This window comes from Methanobrevibacter olleyae, assembly GCF_900114585.1.
In the GTDB taxonomy this organism is placed as follows: domain Archaea; phylum Methanobacteriota; class Methanobacteria; order Methanobacteriales; family Methanobacteriaceae; genus Methanobrevibacter; species Methanobrevibacter olleyae.
In genome coordinates, this window is sequence record NZ_FOTL01000030.1 from 1 (window position 1) to 21,117 (window position 21,117).

Genomic DNA, 21,117 nt, shown 5'->3' on the forward strand with positions numbered 1-21,117 from the left:
TATTAGGCAAACAAAGAAATATCAACCTCATTATTTCTTAGCAGACAGAGCTTATGATTCTGAAGAAATAAGAAAATGTATTAATGAAGAAACTTTAGCTTTTGAGCAAATACCACTTAAAACAAGAGCCAAAAATGGTCATTATCGTTTAAATAGTTCAACAATTTTCAGACCTAAGATCTATTCTAGAAGAATGAATGTTGAAAGTGTAATTTTTGTTATAAAGCAAATATTTTCAGGTATAAACTTTTCACGCAACGATAAATTACGTAATAAAGAAACCAAGCTAAAAGATGTTTTATATAATTTCTACAGGCATGTACAAATCTTTTAAAAAGGGTTTCTACAAGGCTTTAAATATATTATTATAATTTAACAACAAGATACTTTTTTTATTGGATTGAATTTTTTTCCAATTACTTACTATAAGTTCCAACTAGTATATAAAGTTTTTCATTTTTTCATAGATTTTTAAAAAAAAACACTTAGGAGCTAATAAAAAATAAACATGATTATTTTAAAAAAAAAACACAATCCTTAAGTTTTAAATAAAAATATTCAATAAAATATATTTAAAACTTTAAATAAAAAAATTAATTACTATTTTTTTTAAAAAAAAAGAAATTCTAAGGGATTTTAAAAAAAACAAATTCTAATGGAATTAATCACTATTTTTAAAAAAAGCAAATTCTAATGGAAAAATTAATAAAGAAGCTAAACCCCATGAATCAAAAAATAATTAACTTCCAAACTGGAAAAACAGAATAAAATGATGATTTGTGTTATATTGTTAGAGATTTAATTAATAAAAAACCAATCAAATTCCATTATTTTTTTCTTTTTTAACTAAATCCTATTCAATTTTAATCTTAAATCAAATTTAGCAAATTTAGTTTCTTTTAAAAACTTAGCCATATCTTTATCTAATTTATGGGCAAGGTTTTCTACAAGTTCTTCAAATTTGTCGAAATCTTCTTTATTTAAAGATTCAAGGCCATGGGCAAGGATTGAATTGTTTCTATTTTGAGTTAAATTATTAATTTTATTTCTATTTTCTATGAAGTATTTACCTAAGTCATCATCAAGCTCTGCCAATAGCTCAAAGTCTTTAATCAAACCTATTTTTATTTTACCATCTAATCTGGTTTTTTCCAAGTCTTTAATAAAGTCTTCACTGACTCCTTTTTCTAAAAGTATACTAATATCTATATCTGAACTAATGAGGCAATAGGAATTAAGTCTAATTTGTGCAATTAATTCAAAAGACCTGTATAGCCGAGCAATGGCATCATCATACTTATACTCATCAGCTCTTCTTATCGAATTATTAATCAAGCTTGCAAGAATATAACAGTTCTTTAGATTCTCATGTGGAGAGCGTACTATAGTTCCAAGTGCTTTTAAGTTTATCTTTAAATCATCTCTAATTTCAGCAAACTCTAAATAATCTAGATTAACTTTAGTTAAATAATCATATGCAATATCAAAATCCATATTATCCCAAGCATAATATGCATTAACCAGATTTAAAAGGTCTTCTTTGTGAATATTTGTATCAACAATATTTTCTAATATTTCCCCTGCAGTGTAAAAGCGATTAGCATTAAAGTAATTTCTAACTCTCATAAGAGAAAACCTATCATAGACTTTATAAAGATTTTGGTATTGAATCGATTCTGTACCAAGTGATACAATACCATTTTTTCTATCTCCACTTACTGTAATAAGGTCTTTTGAATAAAACATACCACAGCAAGCCATTGCAGCAGACATTGTTTTAGTTCCAGAGGTATAATCCATGATTATTTCACCTTTATCTTCAGATAAAATATCAAATTGCCATATTTTAGCTTCAAAAGCTTCAAAACAATGGTTAAAGTTATCGATTTGTTCTATGACAACTATTTCATAATCTTCCCCTTCTATAAACTCATCATCATCCGCTTCAAATAATTCTTTAATATATTTTATTGTATTTTGAGATAATTCAGATGCAAAAAATATTATATAATCTGGATAGATTTTATGTAGTGAAGCATATATTCCTTTAGCTAATCTTTTATGTCCTTCTATATCTGAATTAGGATTTATCCCTGTACCTACTGTCATAAATAGAGTTTTTGTTTTTCTTTTCATATTACCACTTTAGATAAGTAAAAGTATTAGATAATTTGTTTTGATTAAATAATTTAAATGAATAAAACTAGTCTATTTTTAAAATTATTTATAATTATCTAAATAAATAAGTCATTTTAAAGATTTTAAAATTATTGAATTTTTTAAAATAAGATCAATTTAATAAAATAACACAATTTTAGATCAATTTAGTAAAATAATACAATTCTATTAGATGAAACCAATTTAATAAAATAATACAATTTTTAGATCAATTTAGTAAAATAATATAATTTTCTCAAATCAAATCAATTTAACTAGCTAAATATAAATAATTAGTTCCATTATAATTTAACAAGTAAACTATAGTTTAGTTGTTACTTAATAAAAATAATAAAAAAAGAAAAAAAGAAATTATTTAAGCATAATATTGAAGAGCTTTATCATCATCTTCCTCTTCTGTGTCAAATAATAGTGAAAACAGCTCTGAGATATCTTCTACAGGACCTATTCCCATTGATAAACAGGTACCAATGTATAAGTTTTCAATATCTCCATCTGCTATTTTATCTCCCTTTTCAGATTTAAGGTAACCTAATAAATATGCAGCCATAAGAAGACTTAGATTAGGATTAGGTTCTTCTCCTTCTTCTTCTAGTTTTCTTAAATTAAGTCTTTTTTCAGTCAATGTATCACCAATTATAAACCTATGAACTTGATTATTTATAAAGATTTCTTATTTTAAATTATAGATTGAAAGTTGATTAATTAAAAAAAATTATTAAAAATAAATAAAAAGAATTTAAATTATACTATTTATTATAATTTAAATTTAATATAAATTTTTATATAATTTTATAATTTTAAAAAAAATAGATAATCTGCTTAAAATAAGTAAATTAATAAAAAACAGCATGAAAAGATTTCTAGAACTTAAAGAAATGATTAAAAAATTAATAAAAAAAGCAAAGTTAAAGATTATAACAATTTGTAGAAGAGATTGCTATTATATAATGTTTTGCGATTTCTAGAATATTTATTGAATAATATTTGGATTGTAGTGATTTTTAAGATTTAAATAAACTTTTAATATCTACAAATCATTATAATCTTATCTAAAATTGCATTAAGGAGAGAAAATAAGTAATGACATACTTATTAACTTAATTCGCATAATATCAATTTTTAATATAATTCTTATCATCTAGTCTTTAAAGGTAACACAGTGATAATATTTTTGATTTTTTTAATAAATAATAAAAATTAACTAAAAAGTAATATTATACTTATGTCTTATATTGTAGTAATAATCTTATAAAGTTTTTCTTAATACTAAGTGTTTAAATAAGCTTAAATTAGTAATACTCTTTATAAATGGTATTATTTTTTAAAGAAGTAACAATGTGAAAGTAATAATAAACTTCTTAAAAAAGTAATACTTTAAATAAAAAGATATTAAATAAACCCAATAAAAAATAAACAAAAAAAATAAGCCATTAAATAAACCCAATAAAAAAAAGCCATTAAATAAATTTTATAAAAAATAAATAAAAAAGAAAAAATAAAAAATCCATTTACTCAACAGCAACAAAAAGAGTTTTGGTCAAGGTTTTATTGGCCGAAGGCCAATAAAAGCTTGGTTAAAAGGCACCTCCACCTCCACCACCGGAACCGCCTCCAACTCCTCCAACAGAGTCATTGTTAGCAGCTGATATAGTAGATGATGCTGTACTAAATGAATTATTTATATGGTTATATCCGCCAAGATAATAGAACATGAATAAACTATTAGTGGTGTAATAATCATCATTTAATCCATCATACACATGTAATTTCATAGCCTTATAAACTTTATCTGCTACACCAAGAGCAGTTGCATAAACTAAATACTTATTCCATATAGCAATAGATTCAGGAGGATGCTCTTTTATTAAAGAATAATCTTTTAAAAACTTTTTAAATTTATCCCATTTTTCACTATAGAGTTTTCCTTTCAAGGTGTACTTACCGCCAATTCCAGATGGTAAAACTAGGCAAATACCACCAACAATTGCAAAGAATATAGCAAAACATAAAGTAATAAAGTCTCCTTTAAAGTTTAAGAAAATAGAGATAACTCCAACAACAATAGCTAAAGCAATTGCACCTATAGCAAAGAATGACATATAATCAGAACCAGTTTCATCAAAGTATTCCCTAAGTACTTCATCTGGCAAATAGTCATTTTTAAAGTTTATACACCAGTTTTTATATCTATCTTGGAAAGACCTTGCTTGGGATTCCTCTCTAAGGCAATCTTGCATATAACTTAAACTGATTCTGCCATTTAATTCATAATTTTTCAAAATATCAATCAATTCTTTTTCATATCTTTCTAAACCATCAGTAGATTTAATAGTTAGGAAAGTGTTTTTAGTAAATTCTGTATCCTCTTCAGAGTCTACACCTAATTTCCCTTTATCAATTAAATCCATAATTGTAGCTTGGAAAGCTTTTTGATCAAGTTCACCAATATTTTTACTTAATCCACCCATTAATGCATTAACAAATGCCGGAGAATCATCTGTTGGTGGTTCATGCTCATAGATTCCCTGATAACCAGTTTTTGGCTCTCTTCCAAATTTATAATAAATCACAAGAGGAATAAGACATAATAGAACTAAAAGGCAATCCACTATAATTCCAACTGTACTTAGAAAATTTTGTGAATTAGCTTCATCTTCTTGAAAACCTCTTATTTCATCTGTAGCATTTTTATTTATATGCTGTGCATAGGGAGTGCTTGATGAGAATTCACTTAATGGAATAATAGCTCTAGCTTCAACATATTGGCCTTCAGAAACACCAGGGCTAGTAATATGCAAAGATCCGTTTGTCCATTCTGCTTTCGCATCACTATAAGCTGGATTAATCCAATATTCAAGCTTTTTATCATCTGGGAATCGGATTACAGCATTTAAAGAACCTAGATCTTCTTCCCATTCATCACCCCAAACTTTATATTGAAGCTCACCAACATCATTATAGATCTTTATAACATGGGTAAAATCATATTTAATAGTTAGTTTAACATCAGTACCAGAGCTAATTTTTTTAGTTTTTGCAGCATCACTGTAAAGATAAATCTTTATTCTTTCCTTTCCATCTTCCTTATAAACTTTATAACTAGCATAAGCTCCATCTACACTAATATCTAAATTTTCAATAGATTGATTCTTTTTTAAAGGAATGTCTCTATAAACACCATTAGCTGAACTATCAAAATGATAGTTAATTTCTTCAGCTACATTGATTAATCCATTGTCATATACCCGTATATCTATATTTGCACTTGGAATAGAATAATCTACAGCAGATACTGTAGGTAATACAGATACAAAGAATATAGAGATTAAAAGAATAACTATTTCTTTATTTTTAAGATTCATATATTTCTCCTAATCAATATATGGAGAAAATCATTATTACCCCATACATTAATATAATATTCTAAACTAGAAATCATGTTAATTTTAAATATAAACTAAAATAGAACTAGAATTAGTTTTAAAAACTACATTCCAGAATTCAAGTTTAAATAAAAAAAACATACTCCAGAATTCAAGTTTAAATAAAAAAAACATACTCCAGAATTCAAGTTTAAATAAATTAACTAAATTAAAACTCAACTTTAGGTACAGATCTTGCTTCTCCAGCAACTTCAAAGAAGTCAGCTTCTTTAAATCCAAACATATTAGCAAAAATGCTGCTTGGGAATGTTTGGCACTTATTATTATACATTAAAACAGTATCATTGTAGAATTGTCTAGAGTAAGCAATCTTATCCTCACTTTGTGCTAATTGATCTTGTAATTCTTTAAAGTTTTCATTAGCTTTTAATTCAGGATAATTTTCAGCAACAGCAAATAAAGTTTTTAAAGTGTTTGATAGTTGATTATTTGCATCACTAATTTCTTTTACACCATTTGCATTCATTAATCCTGCTCTTGCAACAGTTACATCTTCAAATACAGTTTTTTCATGACCTGCATAACCTTTTACAGTTTCTACTAAATTTGGAATCAAATCAGCTCTTCTGTTTAGTTGAACATCAATTTGAGCCCATGCATTTTTAACTTTATTTCTTGCAGTTACAAGGCCATTGTAAAGAGCTACAATAGCTAGAATAATAACAATTATTATAACAATTAAAATTATTAATAAAATATCCATAATCTCACCTACGAGAATTTGTTTTATAATCATTATAGTCCTTTGATTTATATAAATTTTAAAATTAATTGAATTAGAATTTAAAAATTCTATTTTTAAAAAATATTATAAATCAAGATTATAATTATTATAGTAGTATATATTATTTTTTAGATATTTATTTTTTTGTATTTTAATTTAATTAAATAAATTATTTTTAGAAAAAATTTACTATATTCAATTTAAAATTGATATAAAAATAGAATATTTTATTATAAATAAAAAATTTAAGATTTATATTGTTTTTAGTTAATTAAATTGTTTTTAAAGAGTTATCCTATTCCATATAAATTAAATAAGTTTAGTAAAAATACATCAAAGTATTTTTAATAAAAAAATAGAAAGAAAAGATTAAAAGATTAAAAAAATTAAAAAGACTAAAAAGACTAAAAAGATTAAAAAGATTAAAAAGATTAAAATGATTAAAAAAATTAAAAAGACTAAAAAGATTAAAAAGATTAATCTTCTGCTTCTCTTGGTTTTAGCCTGGTTAGAATATAGCTAAATACTAAAACAGCACCTATAATTATAAGGTCAACAATCAATTCAAAAGTAGCTACACTCATGAATAGATTATATATACCATAAATCCACATTGCCAACAATACAATTGGCAATAAGTATTTGATTATAAATCTCCATGTTTTACCAACCTTCAAATGACCGTTTTCATTTAAAATCGGAATTAAATCATCGATATTATAGAACCAGGCAAATATTATACATTGTACACTAATTAAAAGTAAAATGCCAAATTGATTTACAAATGAATCAATAATCCCCACTAAATAGCTACTGATTCCAGTAGTTAGTAAAACTGAAAAGGAACAGCCAATAATCGATAAAATAGTTGCAGTTTTCTTTCTACTTAAATTAAATTTAGAACTTGTAGAAGATAATATTGGTTCAAAGAATCCTAAAGCAGAAGTGATTCCTGCAAATAAGATTGCAAGAAAAAGTAAAGGTGCTAAAACTCTGCCAATTGGACCCATAATGTTAAAAATCATTGGGAATACAATAAAGACAAGTCCAGTACCTTCTGTAACTAGTTTACTCATTGCCATTCCTGAATGTAATGACATATAACCAAGTATTGAAAATACACCAAATGCAGTAAATATTTCAAATAATGAATTAGAAGCAACTACAATCAATACATTATCTGTTAATTTAGAAGCTTTTGGTAAGTAACTTGCATAAGTTAAAGCAATTGCTTGGCCCATACTTAAAGAGAATATAATTTGTGCAAATGCTGCAAGCCAAATATTAATATCTAAAAGCATATTCCATTTTGGTCTAAGTAAAGTGTCTATACCAATCATATGTCCAGGTAATGTAATGGCATAAAGAACAATGATAATCATAATAACAAATAAAGAGGGAATTAAAATTTTAGAAGCCTTAGCAATACCTTTATCAAGATCTTTATGGGAAATATACCATAAAACAACCCACATCATAACTAGGCAAATAGTTGTAGGAATGAGTAAAAAGCCAGCGCTTGCTAAGTTAGAACTTCCTCCAACGGTATTTGTAAAGTAAGCACTGGTATCAGCTCCCCAAGCAAATGTAAAACTTGTTAGAAGATATACCATATCCCAACTTAAGATAACCATATAATAAATTACAACTATAAAAACAAATAAAACTAGCATCCACGCTATATATTCAAATTTCTTGTTAATTTTCTTTAGAATCTTCGAAAAGGGCTCTTTAAAGCTGAATCCAATACCATATTCAACTATTAAAAATGGAATTCCCATAATTGCTATAGCACAGAAATAAGGAATAAAAAAAGATCCTCCGCCATTGGAGTATAATACATAGCTAAATCTCCAAATATTTCCAAGCCCAACAGCAGCTCCGATCATAGCAAAGATAAATGAAAGGGAGCTATCCCACTCTAAATTCTCACCCATATTATTTAATCCCTTATATAAATCATTTATACTTTTATTTATATGAATATAAAAATTTATCTTAAATCAATCAGTATTTAAATCATTCATACCCTTATTTATACAAATATAAAAATTTATCTTAAATTAACTAGTATTTAAAAAGATAAAAACAGCAAAAAATAAAAAAATCCAAATCCTCAATAGTAGCAATAAGAATTTTGGTCAAGGTTTTTGAGGCGAAGCCTCAAAAAGCTTGGGTTTAATAATTAGAAATAAGATGGGATATTTGATCAGTTGTAATAATACCTTCTAAATTCAATTCATCATCCACTACAGGTAAACATGAAATATTGAATTTTTTCATGAGCCTTGCAATATGTTCAATTGAATCTTCACATTTACAAGTTTTAACATCTTTAGTCATAACTTCTCTTAACTCAGTACAATCTTCAACTATTGATTTAGATAAATCCCATGCAGTAACTATGCCAAATAAAAGATTGTTTTCATCAACAACAGGCAAGTGAGTAATTTCATCATCAAACATAATAACTGCAGCTTCTTTTACAGTGGAATCAATAGGAATTGTAGGAACTTCAGTTCTCATTACATCTTCTACAGTATTTTCAGATAAGAAATTAGATAAAACGAAATTCATTTGACCATTTTCTAGTAAAAATGCATCATGACCATAGTCAGATTTAATTTCATTATAAATTACCTCTGTATCATTAGTTTGTAAAGCAGTTAATAAATCCTTAGATTGGTCTACAGGATATAGCCAATCAGAGTCAACTGCAATAACTTGTATTTTAGCCTTAATGTCCTTTAACCCATCAGATAATGAACCGTTAATAGCTAAATCAAAGTAATCAACTGCTTTTGTAATGTATAAATAGGAATTAGCATCAAAACGTCTTACAAAAGATTCACCTTGGTGGTGTAAGTAGCTTTCAACCTGGAAATCTAAAGCGAAATCATAGCTAAGTTCATCCCTATCTTGTAAGTCTCTTCCGAATTTTTTATACATTGACTCATCACTAAGATAGGTAATATGTCCAATCATACGAGCTACAGACAAACCAGACCTTGGAGTACGTTCTTTTCCATAGTACTCTCCATTATTCCAGAAGGGATCTGAGATAATGGATTGTCTACCTACCTCATTAAAAGCAATTTGCTGAGGGGATGATCTAGCGGTTGTTGCAATGATACTTGCTTTTTCCATCATTCCAGGATATGAAACAGCCCACTGTAATGCTTGCATTCCACCCATAGAACCTCCGATAACTGCATATAACTTTTCTATACCTATATATTCTATGAGTTTCTTCTGTGCATGAACCATATCTTCAATTGTTATTATTGGAAAATCAAGGGCATATTCCTGGCCAGTTTCAGGATTAATTGATGATGGGCCGGTTGAACCTTTACATCCGCCTAATACATTTGAACATATAACAAAGTATTTATCAGTGTCTAAGGCCTTACCTGGACCAATTATCATATCCCACCATCCAGGTTTTGCTGGATTTAAATGCCAGCCTGCAGCATGTGCGTCTCCAGTAAGTGCATGACAAACTAAAATAGCATTGGATTTAGCAGAATTTAAATCACCATAGGTTTCATAACTAAGTTCTACATTACTAAGAGTTTTACCAGAACTAAGCTTTAAGTCATCTTTAATAGCAAATTTTTTATTTTTAACCCTACCAACAGATTTTTGTTTCATTTTTTTAATACCATTTATAATTTAAGAATACTGAATTTTAAATAAACGAATTAACTCAGCATACTTTTCAACAGTTTAATTTACCATATAATTAAATTAAGGAATAATTAGAATAATTAAAGTTTTTTTAATTTCTATATTCTAATTAAATAAATGAATATTTCCCAAACATTTAAAAACTTGTCTCATTACTTATATTTAACTAAAATACTATTTATATTTATTTGTATATATAAGAATATTTAATTAACTTAACATTAAATAGTAAGAATTACTAATTTTATTTATTAAAATTCTTAATACTATTAAATATTAAATAGTAAGAATTAATACATATAATCAATATAATAAATTTACAGAAGAAAATTAGGGATAAAATGTCAAGTAAAAATAAAACCGAATTTAACAACACTGATTTATTAATCAATTTATATGAGATGTTATTTAATGATATTATTATCATTGAAACAAGTAAAATAATAGCTAAATTCATATTAGATTTAATAGATAGCCAAGAAATTGATGAAGAGAAAGTAATTAATTATTTCAATGAAAAAAACCCAGACAACATTGAATTTGATATAAAAGAAGATTTAGATACAATTTATGATATTTGTCTTGAAATATATGAAGAGGAATAGTTTAATAATTATTTTTCTATATTAATACATTTTAAAATAAGTTTAATAATTATTTCTCTATATTAATACATTTTAACAATAAGTTTAATAATTATTTCTCTATATTAATACATTTTAACAATAAGTTTAATAATTATTTTTCTATATTAATTATTTTATAAAATAAACTATTTCTAAATCTAATAAATTATTCAATGAAATAAAAATTAATATAAATTTAATTAATCAGTCAATAAAACAAGAATTAATGTAAATTTAATTAATCAATCTATAGAATAAATTATTTTATAAAATAAACTATTTTTCTATTTTTAATTTATCAATAGCTTTACAAGCAGCTAATTGTTCAGCCTCTTTCTTACTTTTTCCAACACCATGACCATAATCTAGACCGTCTATTAAAATTCTCATTACAAAGGTCTTATCATGAGGTGCACCATGTTCTTCAAGTAATTCATAATAAACCTCAAGATCTTCAGCATCCCCATATTCTTTAATTGTTGATTTATAATCATAAAAGAATACAGTTTTAGATTCAATATATGGGAAAACAGTTTGGGTTAGAAACTCTTTAGCTTTTTCTATTCCTTGATCCAGATAAATAGCACCTAAAAAGGATTCAAAAACATCTGCAGTTATAGAAATAACCTCATTATCACTGATTGCATTATCTTCTAAATTTAATTTAATGCTTTTATCTAAGTCATTTTCATGAGAATAGACAATTAAAGCATTTTGGCAAACATAATTTGCTCGAAGTTTGGTTAATTTTCCTTCACTATAACTTGGATGCATATTTTGTAAAAATTCGGAAGTTAACATGTTTAAAACAGAATCTCCAAGAAATTCCAGTCTTTCATAATCATAATCTAATTCATATTTAGCACTATATGACGAATGGGTAAAGGCTATTTTATATAAATCTTCATTATTTGCAACAATATTAAACTTTTCTAATAGTTTCATTTAATTCACTCTAAAATATTAATTATAAGAGTACAGTTTAAAAATAGTGTTTTTAAGTTTAAGATATGAATTATTATAATAATTTAATATTAGCCTATTAACACATTTAATAAATTAATATTAAATTATCATAACATGAACACTATAATATGACATCATAATATAACGCTTAATATAGTGTTATAATATAACACCATAATATGATAATGTATAAAACTATACCTAGTTGAATATTTGTTATACGTAGTATATAAACCTTAAATAAATTAATTATTTTAATTAAAAAAATTTTTAAAATTTTTTCTATTTTTATTAAAAATATTAAGATAAACTTAATAATAATTAAAGATATAAATATATTTTCCATTAGCTTAAATTCTAATGAAAATAAAACTTTTATATAGGTAAAATTCTAATGAAGCTAAAATTTTTCTAAATATAAAATTTTATAAATTCTAAAAATTCTAAATAAATCTAAAAAATTAAAAATGGGATTATAATGAAAGTAATTGGAGTTACAGGATTACCCGGTTCTGGAAAAAGCCTTTTTTTTGATATGGCAAAAGAAAAAGGTGTAGTTGTAGTTAGTATGGGAGATATCATAAGAGAAAAAGCTGCTGAAAGAGGAGAAAACATTGGCACAATTGCCAGAAAATTAAGAGAAGAACATGGCCAATATATTGTAGCTAAATTAACTATTGAAAAAATTAAAGAATTTTTAGAAAAAGATACAGATGCAAAAGTAATTTTAGTTGAAGGAATTAGAAGTCCATACGAAATTGAAATGTTTGAAGTGAACTTTGATAATTTTACATCTGTTTCTCTTTATGCAAGCCCTAAAACTAGATTTGAAAGGGTTACTTTAAGAAACAGAAAAGACGATTCAAGTGTCTATGAAGACTTTAAAGAAAGAGATCAAAGAGAATTAGATTTCGGCATTGGTTCTGTAATAGCTACTGCTGATTATTTAATTAAAAATGAAGACTCTTTCGAAGAGTATAAAGAACAAGTAGTTGAATTCTTTGAAAAAGAAATGGATTAAATCCATTAATTACTTTTTTAATAATTTCTCTACATTATTTAATTTTATTTTAATTTTAAATATTTTAATTATATATAAAAAATTTCTATTTTAATCTTAACTATTTTTACTATTTTTAACTGTTTTAATCATATATAAAAAATTTCTATTTTAATTCTAACTATTTTTAACTGTTTTAATCATATATAAAAAATTTCTATTTTAATCTTTAAGATTCATTTAATAATTTTGAATCTAAATCATCTAAAATAGTTTCTATTTTATTAAAGATAACATCAGGTGAATCATCTGCTGGAATTACATGCCAATTGTATAACACATTTTCTGCTTTAGCTCTAACTTTTACAAAAGCATCATAATTTTCAAACATTTCCTCTTTCTCATTTCTATTTTGAACACGTTCAACTAATTTTTCAGGAGAGACATCTAAATAGAAGAAATATTCAGAAACAGGTAATACAAAACATACAAGTTTGTAAACTAAAACATAAACAACTTTATTTAAGTAAGAAACAGCTAAAGTATACCTTACAAAAATAACAGTATCTGCTTTATTGTAGTACTTAATTACAGATCTAATTGCATCTCCACCATAACACAAAGTTGCAATTATTTTATTAAGTTTTCCACCTTTTTCTAAAGCAGCTTTTGAATTATTACCAAAAAAGTTGTCTGATGTAGGATGTGAACGAACAATAACAGTTCCCTCTTTTTCATATTTTTCTTTAATAAGTCTAGCTTGTGTATCTTTACCAGAACCATCAAGTCCATCTATAGCAATAAACCTTTTCATCATAACATCTCTTAGACAATTAAAATAAATAAAAATCCGATTAATTAAAATCCATTAAAATAGTATAAGTATAAAAATAATTAATTATAGTTTTAATATAAATAAATATATTTTCAATTGATATTTTAAATAATTATAATAACTTAATTAACTATTATTTTATTAAAACTATTTTATAAAGTTTTATGAAAATATTAAAAATAAAGAAGATAAAACAGGAATAAAATAATCGGATTAAAAAAATAAACTAATTAAATAAATTAAATAATAAAAAATAAACTAATTAAAAAAAGAAAGACTAAAAAAATTAAAAAAGAAAAAATAATGTAATTAAAATTGTTTAGATTAATTTAAAACTACATCATTGAAATAAGATTCATCAGTTGCACCAATGAAAACTAAATCACCATTTTCTTCATACATGAACATATAAATATCATCAGTAACTGGTAACATTGAAGAAGTACTATTATCAGTTTGTTTAGCTATATATCCAGCGTGACCGTTAATAGTTTTCTTTTTACCATCCATAGATTTTGCAACGTAATTAAGTACATCATCAGTTACATTATATTCACCATAATCAGCTACCATAACATAAATAGCATTTTGTTTTGACCCATCCTCATAACCAACAGCAGACATATAATAATCAGAACCACTAGAAGAACTAGTTTCATTGTCCATCCTATACTTTTCGTTTTCAGTGAAACCTGCTGGAATTTGGAAATCTATTCCACCTACAGTTATTTTTTGAGGTTCACTATCAGATCCACCTAAAAATCCTAAATCAAATGCAGATGCAGAAGCTGCTAAAACAACTGCCAATATTGCTAAAATAGCTAATATAACAATCCTATTAAATTTCATATTACCTCTCCTTAAAATTTAATAAAAATAATACAATATTAAACCCTATTAAATTTATAAAAAATTATACAATTTAAAATGTCTTAAGTTTATTAAAAATTAATTAATATTATTTTATTCGTTGATTAATAAATAATTTTTGATATTTTTATAAAATTAGTTAAACCTTATTAAGAAATATAAATAATAATTTTTAAATGGAATAATTAATAAAGAAATGAAAATTAAAAAAAAGTTAACAATGAAAATAATTAAAAATTAAAAATTAAAAAAAGAGTAATAATAAAAATAATTAAAAATCAGCCTTGTAGAAACCCTCTTTTAAAATATTTGAATTAGATACTAAAAATAAAAATAAAGAGTTTAAAATGATTGCTTAAATAAAACAGGTAAAAAAATTCTATATTAATCTAAATTTTACATGCTTTCTACAAAGTTAAAAATTAAAAAAAGAAGCCTTGTAGAAATCCTTTTTAAAAGATTTGTATATTCTATTTTAATCTTTTCTTAATATGCTTTTGAAGCTATTTTAAGAAACTATTTTCAATCTTATTATCACTATCCTCTATTTTATTATCCAAAATACTGCATCTAAGTTTTTTTAATCTTAACTAAAAACATTTATTATTCATAAAGTGTATATAAATTATTAACTGGTAAAGGTGATTATCATGAATGACCGTATGGAAATTGCCCGTGATTTTGCAAAGGCTATAAATAATGAGTATATAATTAAAATAATCTTATTTGGTTCTGTAGCTAGAGAAGAGGATACAGAGGAATCAGATATAGATATTTTAGTTGTGTCCAATTATGCTAAATTGATAGAGCCTAAAATAAGGGAAGAGGTTTTCAATGTTGTTCTTGATAAAAAGGAATTTATATCTGCCCATGTATTTTCAGAGGAGAAATTAAATAAGATTAGTGATTTTTCATTGTTAAAGAATATTGAAGAAGAGGGGATTGTTCTTGAATGAAATAGAATCTTGCATTGAAATTGCAATGGATGATTTAGAATCAAGCAAACTTCTTTTGGAAGCAGGAAAATATAGAAATTCCATTACCTTGTCTTATTATGCCATGTTTTCCATTGCACGGGCATTGCTTTTAAAAAAAGGCTTGACTCCTAAAACACATGATGGCGTAATCACATTGCTTGGGGAAAAATATGTTCTAGAAGAAGGCTTTGATAGGGATTTGGCATCAAGATTTTCTAGGGCAAGAACCCTCAGAGAAGATGCAAGCTATGGCAATTATGATGATTTTGATTTAGATACTGCAAAAGAGAATATTTGGCTTGTTGAAGAGTTTATTGATGAAGCTAAAAAGTTCTTATAATTCTTTTTTTAAAATTTTAAGGTTATAAAAAAAGTTTAGGCTTAAAAATAAAAATTTATTATTAAATTTATTATTTATTTATAAATAAAACAATTAAAAATAAATTTAAGCCTATAAAATTTTACAAAACCAAAATTTTTAATTTTTTAAAAAGCATTTTGTTTATACTAGTTTAATTAAGCATTATTAGTATAATCAGTTATACTGATTTAACTCATAAAAGAATAATTTAAGTAAGTATTTTGTTACTAAATTATTTTACAAGTTTATATTAAAAATACTTAAAATGCTATTTAATATTCCATCAAGGGAAAATCCAGAATCTGAACTGGAATCATTTACAAAATTACTGATTTTTTCTTTGTAAGCATTTGCATCCCCTTGAGCTGATTGCACCTGTGCAATAGTATCTGCAAGGTTTTCAATATCACTATCAGATATATTAATATTATAATTTGTACTGTAATCATTAATAATATTAACAATAGTAGCATGATCTGTGATATTTTCCCCATTTACCTTTTCTTTAACATCATCCACTAATTTAGATAAGTCATCAGCACTAAGATTTGAATTATTCATGATTTCAGCTTGAGTAGAGATTTCTTGATTTGCAGCTTCCTTAACATTATCTGGAATTTCAACATCAGTTGCCTCTTCATAACAATCCATAATACCTGCAAGAGCAGATTCACCAGTAGCACTAACCGGGCTTGTTACATAGACATGTCCCCCTTCAATACCTGCAGATTTTAAAGCAGACATATACATCTTAGGACTTATGGTAGTAATTGAATTATCTACATCTACTGTAATTTCACCATTATGATTTAAATCAAGAAGAGCAGATGAAAATATTTGATTAGAATTATATGATTTACCTGAAAAACCATTAGAAATTTTATTTACATCTCCAGCAGTAATTACTTTTGAATTTACACTATCTAAGTCAACATCAGCTTTAGTTTTAAAATAATTATCAACAATTGATTTGTATTGCTGATTCATATATGTAGTTTCACCATAGGTTATTACAGCTTGGTCTCTATCCTCTGCAAAGCCAGTTGGAATAATGGCCATTGCCAAAAACATAGTTACTAAGCATATAGCTAGAATTCTTTTATGCATTTTATCACCTCATATAAGTTCATAAACTTTATTTTGTTAAACTACTATATAAATGTAATCTATTTTTTACATAATTGAAAGTTTTATAAATAAAATAACTATTTTTCCCAATATAATAAAATATTTTCTAACGATAATGGTGGAGAATCTCTCTAAAAACTCTCTTAAAAATAGCTTTTTAGATCAATATAAGAAAAATTAATAAATTCATATAAACAATAAGTTTTTAATAAATAGATACAAAAATATTATCTAAATATCAATGAAAATACCAAAAATAGATACAAAAATATTATCTAAATATTATAAAAATATCAAGAAAGATATAAAAATACATCTAAACATTAATAAAATTAATCAATCAATAGTGAATAAAATGAAATGCTCTATTAGAAAAAAAGATTATATTAAAATTTATAATATGACAGAAAAGGCATCTCCTCTTGGTGAGATTAATTGTGGAGAGCTTTGTAATTCTATCTGTTGTACAGTTGAAAATAAAGATAAAGAGGACACATTATCAGATATGGTCTTATATTTACTACCTGGAGAAGAGAAACTTTTAGAAAATGAATCTGATTGGTTTGAAATCTATTATGAAACTACAGATGAATATGAATATCCCGATTCTTGGGATGGAGAGGTTTACTATATAAAATGCACTAATCCACCACACTGCAATAGAAAATTAAGGCCTATTCAATGTAGATCTTTTCCACTTAGTCCCCACTTAGATAAAGAAAACAATCTGCATTTAATCTATGATGAAGATGATATGACTTATAAATGCCCGATAATAGGTGATAAAATAGAATTAAGTGAAGATTTTTTAAAGAAGACATATAAAATGTGGAATATACTAACTGATGATAAATTAATTTTTGATTTAGTTAAAATGGACTCTCTAAAGAGAGAAAAAAATAAAGTAGATTATAAAATACTTATTTAAAAATAGAATAATAAAAAAGAATTTAAAAAATAACGATTTTATTACCATTCATAATTATAATATGATGCATCATCAAAGGAATCATCAAAAGAGTCATCATAAACATCTGATTCATAATATGCATCATCATCAAAGTCATATTCAACATTATGATAAGGTTTATAATCCCTTTGTCTAATAGATGATAAGACTTTAGAGGGTTTTGGCCCTTTTATATGTAGATAAATCATGTCATCTTCAGATGCAAAAACAAAAGTCGCTACCTTATTTTTCTTATTGTAAAAACCAATGATTCCTGAAACTGATTTTTTATATAACTTTTCATCATTTAATTTAAAAGAACTAAACTTATCCATAATATTTTTATTGAAACTAGAAGAATGCCTTTCCAAACTAATATTTACATAGTTTTTGCCTTTTTGGAAATTGGCATAATTCAAATGATTTACCTCATCCCATCCTTCATCAACTAATTTATAAGAGCTTGGAATATTAAAGCCATATCCCCTAATATAATAAGTCTCATAGCCCTTTGGTGCAATATCATCGGCAAAAGCAGAACCTGCTATTAAAATAGTAGATGAAATAGCTAAAATTATAAAAAAAACTAATATTCTTTTAGATTTTAAGATTTTTTTAATATTAACACCCCTTTAACTATTTATATAAATAAATATTATTTGTTAAATATAAATCTTTGCAAAAATAAGAAAATAAAATAAATATGATTGGTTAAATATAAATCTTTGCAAAAATAAGAAAATTAAATAAATATGATTGGTTAAATATAAATCTTTGCAAAAATAAGAAAATTAAATAATAAAATTAATATTTGTCAACTAATTTTGTATCAAAAATTAAATAATAAAATTAATATTTGTCAACTAATTTTGCATCAATTACATTATAAGTTCCATTATCAAAGTGCCAATCTATATTAGCATCTAAAATTTCGATTCTCTTTTTAAAAATAGGTCCGTCAATAACCAATGTTTCAGCCTCTCCACCTTCAAAAGCAAGGTGCAAATAAGTTTTTTCACTTATCTTTTCTAGTTCAAATAAAGCATCTTCATCAATTAATCTTCCAAGCCAAGACTCATCAAGACCTTCTGCAAAAACACCGCTTATTATAACTTTAAAACCAGCATCAATTACCAATTCCATATACTCTTTTGGATCTTTATGCCAATAGGGAGAAATAGCTTTAATATTAAGTTCATCTGCTAATTTTTCTATTCTTGACTTTTGATAAGTTGAAAATAAAGCTCCAGTGTAAATTGCCTCTATTCCAAGATCTTTAAGTTGTTTAAAACCCTCTTTTAAATCTTCTAACTCCTCTTCTTTAATACCTGAAGTCTTTACTTCTATTAGGGGTATTTCTACAGCTTGAGATATTAAATCAGCTAAATGAATATTTGGAATGTGAAACATATAAGATTCATCATTTTCAGACTTAATTGATAAAAGATATTTAACATCATCTCCATTGTTCAATGCATAATGGAGTGCCATTACACTATCTTTGCCACCTGAAAATAAAATAGCTGATTTCATTTTTACACCAATAAATTATCATCAAAAAGACTAACAAATAAATAAAAACATAAGAATAAATAAAAACCATAAGAATAAATGAATATATAAAAACCAAGAATGAATGAATAAAAAGCATAGGAATAAGCAAATAAAAAAAAAAAAATAATGAATATTAATAAAAAATACCCAATTAAGGCCTATTAAACCTATTCTTTTTAAACCTCCGAGTAAAATTAGTTAAAGGCTCAACAAATACTCCTACCATTGCTACAATTACACCTACAATTCCTGTAAAAAATACTATAACGTAATTTGGAACTAAATTCTCATTGAAATAATGAATTGTATCTTGAACAGGCCCCTCTATAGAAATAATTGTATAGTGATTATCTTTTAAAATGTCTTTAACTTCAATAAGGTCATTTGCATTGACAAATACTTGAATATGAACAAAGGCAAATTCAGAGCTTACCCCTGCATTATTATTCAGCCAATTAACAAGTGAAACTAATGTAGTAGTAGAACTTGCATCATTTTTTAAGTCTACTGAAATAGAATTTGAAGTAACTTTATAGGATTCTATTTCAGAATCTCTCTTTAAATAATTTTCAACATATACCATCGTATCATTCTTAATATGGGATGTTTTCAGCTCAAATCCATTCGTTGTAACAGAATTAACTCCATTTATGTTTTTTATCTTATTTGTAACATCACTGATATTTGAAGTTGATGGAACATTTAAATTAATTACTTCACTATCCATTGTAAATAATCCTTGAATATTACCTATAACATAGGGGCTTTCTTCATAAATAGGGTTAATAAAGAAATATCCTCCAATAGCTCCAAGAACAAATCCAATTGCAATTATAGATATTATTTCCTTTCTACCTACATAGGGGGATAAAATCCCCATAGAGAAAGCAAATACCATAATTATAATGAATAGGATAAAAAATATAATTCCGGTAATTAAATCCATACAATCAACTCTTTTCTTAAATTTTAACTAGATTTACTTTATTTTAATAAATAAATAGCAGCATAAATTTATAAATAATGATAACTAAAAATAAAACCTAATTTATAAAATAAAATCAAATTGATAAATTTATTTAAGCTTTAAATCAATTAAATACAAATACTTTAAAATTAAGAATTATTGTTCTATTTATTATATTTAAAATATTTAATTAATATAGTTTATGAAAGCTAAATTTTCATTAAAAAAATTATATAAGAAAATATAGTTTATGAAAGCTAAATTTTCATTAAAAAAATTATATAAGAAAATATAGTTTATGAAAGCTAAATTTTCATTAAAAAAATTATATGAGAGAATCTTAAATCACCCTAGTAATTTCAATCCTATTAGAGTCTTCATTCCATTCTACAATAAGTTTATTAAATCCTTTAGACAATTGAATATTATCATTTAAATTAGCATAATCAAAATATCTAACAATTTCCTTAGAGTTATCCGATAAATTCAAATTAACTGATGCATATCCCACTTTTCCATTATTTGATAATTTTAGATTTATATCTTGATTAAAATCCACATAAATAATCTTTCTTGATCCTTTTCCCGCTGTAAAACAAAAGTCAATAGCATCAGTTATTTTAGATAGCTCATTTTTAGCATTTATTGAATCAATTAGATCATTAGAATAATCTATTGTAGTTAATAGGATAGGAACCGATATTAAACTGATTATTAAAATTACAATCATAGAACTTAAAATATATTCTAATGATAACTGACCTTTATTGCCTAAATTTTCAAATTTCATAATTACCTCATTTAAAATATGATTTGGAGAATTAAAACTAATTTAAAATATTATCTAGA

The 21,117-nt window shown here is 25.0% G+C and carries 20 protein-coding genes; 6 read left to right on the plus strand and 14 right to left on the minus strand.

Annotated elements, in window-relative coordinates:
• Positions 1–334 (plus strand): transposase (locus tag BM020_RS09465; RefSeq protein ID WP_159428547.1); only part of this gene is annotated, 334 nt, incomplete at its 5' end.
• A 512-nt stretch (positions 335–846) separates the two neighbouring features.
• Here the strand turns inward: BM020_RS09465 and BM020_RS07765 are convergent.
• From BM020_RS07765 to metX, 6 genes are all read right to left on the minus strand, one after another.
• On the minus strand, positions 847–2,136 hold the full coding sequence (locus tag BM020_RS07765; protein ID WP_074798784.1) for a TIGR02710 family CRISPR-associated CARF protein: 1,290 nt from the start codon (positions 2,134–2,136) through the stop codon (positions 847–849).
• A 397-nt stretch (positions 2,137–2,533) separates the two neighbouring features.
• The gene (locus BM020_RS07770) at positions 2,534–2,803 is read right to left on the minus strand and encodes a hypothetical protein (RefSeq protein WP_067146315.1); all 270 of its coding nucleotides are present in this window, start codon (positions 2,801–2,803) and stop codon (positions 2,534–2,536) included.
• A gap of 952 nt (positions 2,804–3,755) precedes the next feature.
• Positions 3,756–5,543, minus strand: coding sequence for a DUF2207 domain-containing protein (locus BM020_RS07775; protein ID WP_074798786.1), 1,788 nt, complete (start codon positions 5,541–5,543; stop codon positions 3,756–3,758).
• Positions 5,544–5,772: 229 nt separating this feature from the next.
• Positions 5,773–6,327, minus strand: a complete 555-nt coding sequence (locus tag BM020_RS07780) for a LemA family protein (protein ID WP_067146312.1) — start codon at positions 6,325–6,327, stop codon at positions 5,773–5,775.
• Between the two features lie 497 nt (positions 6,328–6,824).
• Positions 6,825–8,285, minus strand: coding sequence for a sodium-dependent transporter (locus tag BM020_RS07785; protein WP_074798788.1), 1,461 nt, complete (start codon positions 8,283–8,285; stop codon positions 6,825–6,827).
• Positions 8,286–8,526: 241 nt separating this feature from the next.
• Positions 8,527–9,999: a homoserine O-acetyltransferase MetX gene (gene metX / locus BM020_RS07790; protein ID WP_067146308.1), complete on the minus strand. Its 1,473-nt coding sequence runs from the start codon at positions 9,997–9,999 to the stop codon at positions 8,527–8,529.
• A 377-nt stretch (positions 10,000–10,376) separates the two neighbouring features.
• On the opposite strand from metX, the gene BM020_RS07795 reads away from it, so the two are divergent.
• Positions 10,377–10,640, plus strand: a complete 264-nt coding sequence (locus BM020_RS07795) for a hypothetical protein (protein WP_067146306.1) — start codon at positions 10,377–10,379, stop codon at positions 10,638–10,640.
• A gap of 297 nt (positions 10,641–10,937) precedes the next feature.
• On the opposite strand, the gene rnc is transcribed toward BM020_RS07795, so the two are convergent.
• Positions 10,938–11,606, minus strand: a complete 669-nt coding sequence (gene rnc / locus BM020_RS07800) for a ribonuclease III (RefSeq protein ID WP_067146304.1) — start codon at positions 11,604–11,606, stop codon at positions 10,938–10,940.
• Positions 11,607–12,105: 499 nt separating this feature from the next.
• On the opposite strand from rnc, the gene BM020_RS07805 reads away from it, so the two are divergent.
• Positions 12,106–12,648 (plus strand): nucleoside monophosphate kinase, encoded by a 543-nt coding sequence (locus BM020_RS07805; protein WP_074798790.1) that lies wholly within the window; start codon positions 12,106–12,108, stop codon positions 12,646–12,648.
• 208 nt (positions 12,649–12,856) lie between these two features.
• Here the strand turns inward: BM020_RS07805 and BM020_RS07810 are convergent, their stop codons facing one another.
• Together BM020_RS07810 and BM020_RS07815 are read right to left on the minus strand one after the other, a co-directional pair.
• Positions 12,857–13,441 (minus strand): nucleoside/nucleotide kinase family protein, encoded by a 585-nt coding sequence (locus BM020_RS07810; RefSeq protein WP_074798803.1) that lies wholly within the window; start codon positions 13,439–13,441, stop codon positions 12,857–12,859.
• Positions 13,442–13,786: 345 nt separating this feature from the next.
• A complete protein-coding gene (locus BM020_RS07815; protein ID WP_074798792.1) occupies positions 13,787–14,311 on the minus strand; it encodes a hypothetical protein in 525 nt (174 codons plus the stop codon).
• 671 nt (positions 14,312–14,982) lie between these two features.
• Between BM020_RS07815 and BM020_RS07820 the strand changes: the two genes are divergently transcribed.
• Complete coding sequence (locus tag BM020_RS07820; RefSeq protein WP_067146297.1) at positions 14,983–15,288, plus strand: nucleotidyltransferase domain-containing protein; 306 nt, start codon at positions 14,983–14,985, stop codon at positions 15,286–15,288.
• On the plus strand, positions 15,281–15,649 hold the full coding sequence (locus tag BM020_RS07825; protein ID WP_083405389.1) for a HEPN domain-containing protein: 369 nt from the start codon (positions 15,281–15,283) through the stop codon (positions 15,647–15,649). Before BM020_RS07820 ends, BM020_RS07825 begins: the two co-directional genes overlap by 8 nt.
• Before the next feature lie 258 nt (positions 15,650–15,907).
• Here BM020_RS07825 and BM020_RS07830 read toward each other — a convergent pair whose 3' ends face one another.
• A complete protein-coding gene (locus BM020_RS07830) occupies positions 15,908–16,777 on the minus strand; it encodes a DUF1002 domain-containing protein (protein ID WP_074798794.1) in 870 nt (289 codons plus the stop codon).
• 376 nt (positions 16,778–17,153) lie between these two features.
• Between BM020_RS07830 and BM020_RS07835 the strand changes: the two genes are divergently transcribed.
• On the plus strand, positions 17,154–17,726 hold the full coding sequence (locus BM020_RS07835; protein WP_074798796.1) for a hypothetical protein: 573 nt from the start codon (positions 17,154–17,156) through the stop codon (positions 17,724–17,726).
• Between the two features lie 41 nt (positions 17,727–17,767).
• Here the strand turns inward: BM020_RS07835 and BM020_RS07840 are convergent, their stop codons facing one another.
• The 4 genes from BM020_RS07840 to BM020_RS07855 form a co-directional block, all read right to left on the minus strand.
• Positions 17,768–18,166, minus strand: coding sequence for a hypothetical protein (locus tag BM020_RS07840; RefSeq protein ID WP_074798797.1), 399 nt, complete (start codon positions 18,164–18,166; stop codon positions 17,768–17,770).
• Between the two features lie 430 nt (positions 18,167–18,596).
• Positions 18,597–19,280, minus strand: a complete 684-nt coding sequence (locus tag BM020_RS07845; protein WP_074798799.1) for a diphthine--ammonia ligase — start codon at positions 19,278–19,280, stop codon at positions 18,597–18,599.
• Between the two features lie 172 nt (positions 19,281–19,452).
• On the minus strand, positions 19,453–20,247 hold the full coding sequence (locus BM020_RS07850) for a hypothetical protein (RefSeq protein ID WP_067146284.1): 795 nt from the start codon (positions 20,245–20,247) through the stop codon (positions 19,453–19,455).
• 361 nt (positions 20,248–20,608) lie between these two features.
• Entirely contained in the window at positions 20,609–21,058 is a 450-nt protein-coding gene (locus tag BM020_RS07855) for a hypothetical protein (protein WP_067146283.1), read from the minus strand.
• Positions 21,059–21,117 lie beyond the last annotated feature (59 nt).